The sequence below is a fragment of the Kribbella albertanoniae genome (assembly GCF_004348455.1).
Classification (GTDB): domain Bacteria; phylum Actinomycetota; class Actinomycetes; order Propionibacteriales; family Kribbellaceae; genus Kribbella; species Kribbella albertanoniae.
On record NZ_SMKA01000420.1, the window covers coordinates 1 to 4,980 of the forward strand.

General features: G+C 68.9%; 3 protein-coding genes and 1 other RNA gene. 2 read left to right on the forward strand and 2 right to left on the reverse strand.

Translation table 11 applies throughout. The features are described from left to right. The first annotated feature begins 177 nt into the window (after positions 1-177). The gene (locus tag E1261_RS43185; protein ID WP_132415907.1) at positions 178-1,950 is read left to right on the forward strand and encodes an NAD+ synthase; all 1,773 of its coding nucleotides are present in this window, start codon (positions 178-180) and stop codon (positions 1,948-1,950) included. A 191-nt stretch (positions 1,951-2,141) separates the two neighbouring features. Then, positions 2,142-4,211 carry a 3-methyl-2-oxobutanoate hydroxymethyltransferase gene (gene panB / locus E1261_RS46730; RefSeq protein ID WP_238176814.1) on the forward strand — a complete coding sequence of 690 codons (2,070 nt, stop codon included), beginning with the start codon at positions 2,142-2,144 and terminating at the stop codon, positions 4,209-4,211. 47 nt (positions 4,212-4,258) lie between these two features. On the opposite strand, the gene rnpB is transcribed toward panB, so the two are convergent. Together rnpB and E1261_RS43200 are read right to left on the reverse strand one after the other, a co-directional pair. After that, positions 4,259-4,657, reverse strand: an RNA gene (rnpB, locus tag E1261_RS43195) — RNase P RNA component class A. Positions 4,658-4,665: 8 nt separating this feature from the next. Continuing rightward, positions 4,666-4,980: DUF952 domain-containing protein (locus E1261_RS43200; protein WP_132415909.1), on the reverse strand; the 315-nt coding region annotated here is incomplete at its 5' end.

Consider the following 4,980-nt stretch of genomic DNA (forward strand, 5'->3'; position numbering starts at 1 on the left):
ATTCCGGGGTGGCACGAGGTGGGGTGGGATCACGTCGAGCGGATGCGGGTGGAGTATCCGGGGGTCGGGTCGGAGCACCTGCGAGTGGACGCGATTGAACCGGTTGAGGTGAACCTCGCGCGTGTCCTGGGGTGGATCGGGGGTTGGAAAGAGCAGCGGAGACAGTAGTGTGCTCTCGTGTCTCAGCTTCGGGTGGCTCTTGCTCAGCTCAATGTGACTGTCGGTGATGTGGACGGGAATGCCGAGAAGATCGTTGCCTGGACCCGAAACGCCGTCGAGCGGGGTGCGCACGTCGTGGCGTTTCCGGAGATGGCGCTGACTGGTTATCCGGTCGAGGACCTCGCGTTGCGGGGGTCGTTCGTGGATGCTTCGCAGGCGAAGATCCAGACCCTGGCGAAGCGGCTGGCCGACGAGGGTCTGGGCGACATCGTGGTGGTGTGTGGGTATCTGGACCGCGCCACCGGTACGGCGATGGGCGTCGACCGTCTCGGCCGTCCGAAGGGTTCTCCGACGAACGCCGCCGCGGTCATCCACCAAGGGCACGTGGTGACCAGTGCGGTGAAGCACCACCTGCCGAACTACGGGGTGTTCGACGAGTTCCGGCACTTCGTTCCGGGAAACACACTGCAGGTGGTCCGGATCCACGGCATCGATGTCGCGCTGGCGATCTGTGAGGACCTGTGGCAGGACGGCGGTCCGGTGGCCGTGGCGAAGGCCGCTGATGCGGGTCTGCTTCTGGTGATCAACAGCTCGCCGTACGAGGCGAACAAGGACGACGTACGGGGCGAGCTCGTCACGCGGCGTGCTCGCGAGGCCGACTGCGCCCTTGCCTACGTGAACCTGATCGGCGGCCAGGACGAGCTCGTCTTCGACGGCGACTCGCTGATCTCCGACGCCGAAGGCAACATCTTCGCCCGCGCACCGCAGTTCGAGCAGGGCAGCATGGTCGTCGACCTCGAACTGCCCGCCGCGACCGGTACGCCGTCCGGTACGCACGAGGGCATCGAGATCGTGCACACGGTCATCCACGAGGACGCGCTCCCGGCGTACGAACCGATCGCGGCCGCCGTTGCGCCGCGGCTGGCGGACGAGGCCGAGATGTACGGCGCGATCGTCACCGGCCTGCGCGACTACGTGCAGAAGAACGGCTTCAAGTCGGTCCTGCTCGGACTGTCCGGCGGCATCGACTCGTCACTGGTCGCGGCGATCGCTTGTGACGCGATCGGGTCCGAGCACGTGTTCGGCATCTCGAACCCGAGTGTGTACTCCAGTGACCACTCCAAGGACGACGCCGCCGAGCTCGCCGCGCGCACCGGCCTGAACTACCGGGTGATCCCGATCCAGCCGATGGTGCAGCCGTTCCTCGACACTCTCGGTCTCACCGACCTGGCCGAGGAGAATCTCCAGGCCCGCGTCCGCGCAGTGATCTGGATGGGTCTGTCGAACGCCGACGGCCACCTGGTACTTGCCTGCGGCAACAAATCCGAACTCTCGGTCGGGTACTCCACCATCTACGGTGACGCGGTCGGTGGTTTCGCGCCGCTGAAGGACGTCCCGAAGACCGTCGTCTGGCGGCTGGCCAAGTGGCGTAACGAAGACGCCAAGGCCCGCGGCAAGCAGCCGCCGATCCCCGAGAACTCGATCGCCAAACCCCCGTCCGCCGAGCTTCGCCCGGGGCAGCAGGACACCGATTCGCTGCCGCCGTACGACCTGCTCGACGACATGCTGGACGATTACGTCGAGCTGGACCGCGGCAGCGCCGAGCTGGTCGCGGCCGGATTCGAGACCGAGCTGGTGAGCAAGGTGATCCAGCTGGTCGACCGCGCGGAGTACAAGCGCCGGCAGTACCCACCGGGCCCGAAGATCACCCACAAGGCCTTCGGCCGGGACCGCCGGTTGCCGATCACCAATGCATGGCGTGAGGACGCACGGAAGGCAGCCGAGCACTGAGCGACTCCTGGCGGTACCGCCCATCCGAGAACACACCGTGGGGATCTCCTGAGGAGGTCGGCGGTGACTCAGACACGTCCAGAGACCGTGACTCAGGCACCTCCCGGGACGATGTGACTGACGTCTCAGGCACAGGCGGTGGCCCTGAAGGGGGTTATACAGGCACACCGCATCGGTGGGACGATGAGCCCATGGTTGACAACTTCATGTCGGCCGGTACCCAGGACGACGACGAGCTGCCCTCGCCGTACGGGACCGGACCGTCGAACCGGACAACCGAAGAGCACCGCCGTTCGGACTACGACAGTGACCCTTGGCGGGACCGGCCCAACGGGCTCGGCCTCGACCCGTCGCCGTCGCTGCCGAACGCACCGCGGCAGTTCGAGCGCGGCCCCGTGCCGCAGCAGCCGTACGTGCCGAAGCCGCCATACCTGCCCGGCTCCCCGCCCGCTCCCCCGCAGCGGTACGGCGAGCAGCAACCACCCGCGCAGCCCCCGGCACAGGCGCCCAGTCAGCAGCCGCCACGATCGCCGTACGGCGAACCGCCGCAGCGCCCGGAGTACTACGGGGAGCGCGAGCAGCAGGCGCGGAGTGAAGAGCAGTCGTACGGACAGCCGGCGTACCCGCAGGAGAGCCCGTTCCGTCCGCAGCAGCCGCCTGCCCCGAATCGGCCCAGCCCGTTCACACCGGGGAACGGGAACAACGGCGTACCGCCGAACCGGCAGGCTCCCCCGCCGCAGCAGCAGCCTCAGCCCCAGCAGCCTCGGCAGGAGGCACCGCAGCAGCCCCCGCGTCCCCCGGCCGCGCCGCAGGGCAGCAACGGGCTGACCCAGCACGCGCCGCCTGCGTCGAACGGGTCGACCAACTGGAGCAGCCCTGCGCCGCAGCAGAACGGCGTACCGCCGACGACGGGTGCGTTGCCTCTGCAACCGCCTGCGCCGCCGCAGTCGCAGTCGCCTGGGCAGTCGCAGCCGCCGCAGTCGCCATCGCAGTCGCCGGGCAACGGGTTGAGCCCGCTGCAGCCTCCGCCCGGTCGGCAGCCAGAGCAGCAGCAGCCGGCTCAGCAGCAATTCCCGTTGCAGCCGCCGACTCCGCCGCGCCCTCCGGCCCAGCAGCAGACGCCTGCCCCGACACCGTCCACTCAGGCCCCCGCGCCTTCGCCGGATCAGAAGACCCAGCCGGCTCCGAGCTACCTGTCGGATCCCAGCGCCGAGTACGAGAGCAACACCCCGATGAGCGAGCCACGGTCGCGGATCGGCGCGCGCCGACGGGCCGACGTACAGCAGGACGCCCCGAGCCAGGTGCCGGCCGAGCACGTCGCCACGCACCGCGCACGCCGCGCCCAAGCAGCAGCAACTGCAAGCGCCGGTACGCCGGAGTCCGGCGAACCGTCAGTGCCGCCCGCCGAGAGTCGTCCGTCCGAGGGCGGCGGTTCCGGAGGTGGTTCGGGTGAGCCGCCGAAGCGGCCGCGGCGGTACCGCGTCCACCACCTGCGGGACATGAAGAACCGCGGCGAGAAGTGGGCGATGCTGACGGCGTACGACCAGTACACCGCCGAGATCTTCGACCAGGCCGGCATCCCCGTCCTGCTCGTCGGCGACTCCGCCGCCAACAACGTCTTCGGCTACGACACGACCTTGCGCGTCACGGTGGACGAGCTCATCCCGCTCGCCCGCGCTGTGGCGAACGCAGCCAGTCGCGCGCTGGTCGTCGCCGACCTGCCGTTCGGTTCGTACCAGGCGTCGCCGGAGCAGGCCTTCCACACGGCGGTCCGGTTCATGAAGGAAGCCGGCGTCCACGCGGTCAAGCTCGAGGGCGGCCGAACCGTCGTACCGATGGTCGAGAAGCTGACCCAGTCCGGCATCCCCGTGATGGCGCACATCGGCTTCACCCCGCAGAGCGAACACAGCATCGGCGGCTACCGCGTCCAGGGCCGAGGCGACCAAGCCGCCGGCCTGATCGACGACGCCGTCGCCCTCGCCGAAGCCGGCGCTTTCTCCCTGGTGCTCGAGATGGTCCCCGGCGACGTCTCGGCCGAGATCACCAAGCGCATCCCGATCCCGACCATCGGCATCGGCGCCGGCCGCGACACCGACGCCCAGGTCCTCGTCTGGCAAGACATGGCCGGCCTCCGCTCCGGCCCGATGCCCCGCTTCGTCAAGCAGTACGCCGACCTCCGGGGCATCCTCACCGGCGCCGCCACCACCTACGCCGCCGACGTGGCCAACGGCACCTTCCCCACCGACGAACACACCTTCTGATCCTCGCGGCAGCGCGCGCCGCACAGCAGCGCGCGCCGTCGGGTGGGGGAACGGGTCGGTCCGTAAGCCGGATCCTGTTACGGCGATCATCTATCTACGACGACTGTTGCCAGCCGCCTCTAGCAGCCTACCCGCGAGCTCGGGCGGGCAGCCCTCGAACGCTCGCGCGGACGACGGTTGCCCGTCGTCCTTCTTGGCCTTGCTCCACGTGGGGTTTACCGAGCCTCCCCAGTCACCTGGGGAGCTGGTGGTCTCTTACACCACCGTTTCACCCTCACCCGCACCTCGATGAACCACGGGGTTCACCGAAGCCGCTGGCGGTCTGTTCTCTGTGGCACTGTCCCGCGGGTTGCCCCGGGTGGGCGTTACCCACCACGTTGCCCTGTGGAGTCCGGACTTTCCTCGGCGCCCACTCGCGTGGACGACGCGATCGCCCGACCGACCCGTTCCGTGATCAGGATACGACTTCGGCAGCCACTTCCGGCCATCGGCCGTCGGCCGCACGCTCGTACCGGCGGACCTCGACCACCGCATCCAGGTTCAACGGCCCGTAGATGTGCGGGAACGTGATGCCGATCCCGTCCAGGTCCTCGACACACAACGCCGACACCAGCCGCCCGGTATCGATCACCAGCAGACTCAGCGGCCCGGCCACATCGTCGTACACGAAGTTGGCCACCATCGCGACCTGATCATGCCGCGACGCATGAATGAACGTCGCCCCGTCATCAAGAGACCTGCCCCGCGTCGACCACCGATAGCACCCGGC

Coding starts and splice junctions, on each gene's coding strand:
- panB (WP_238176814.1), top strand. CDS start 2,142: ATGGTTGACAACTTCATGTCGGCCGGTACCCAGGACGACGACGAGCTG.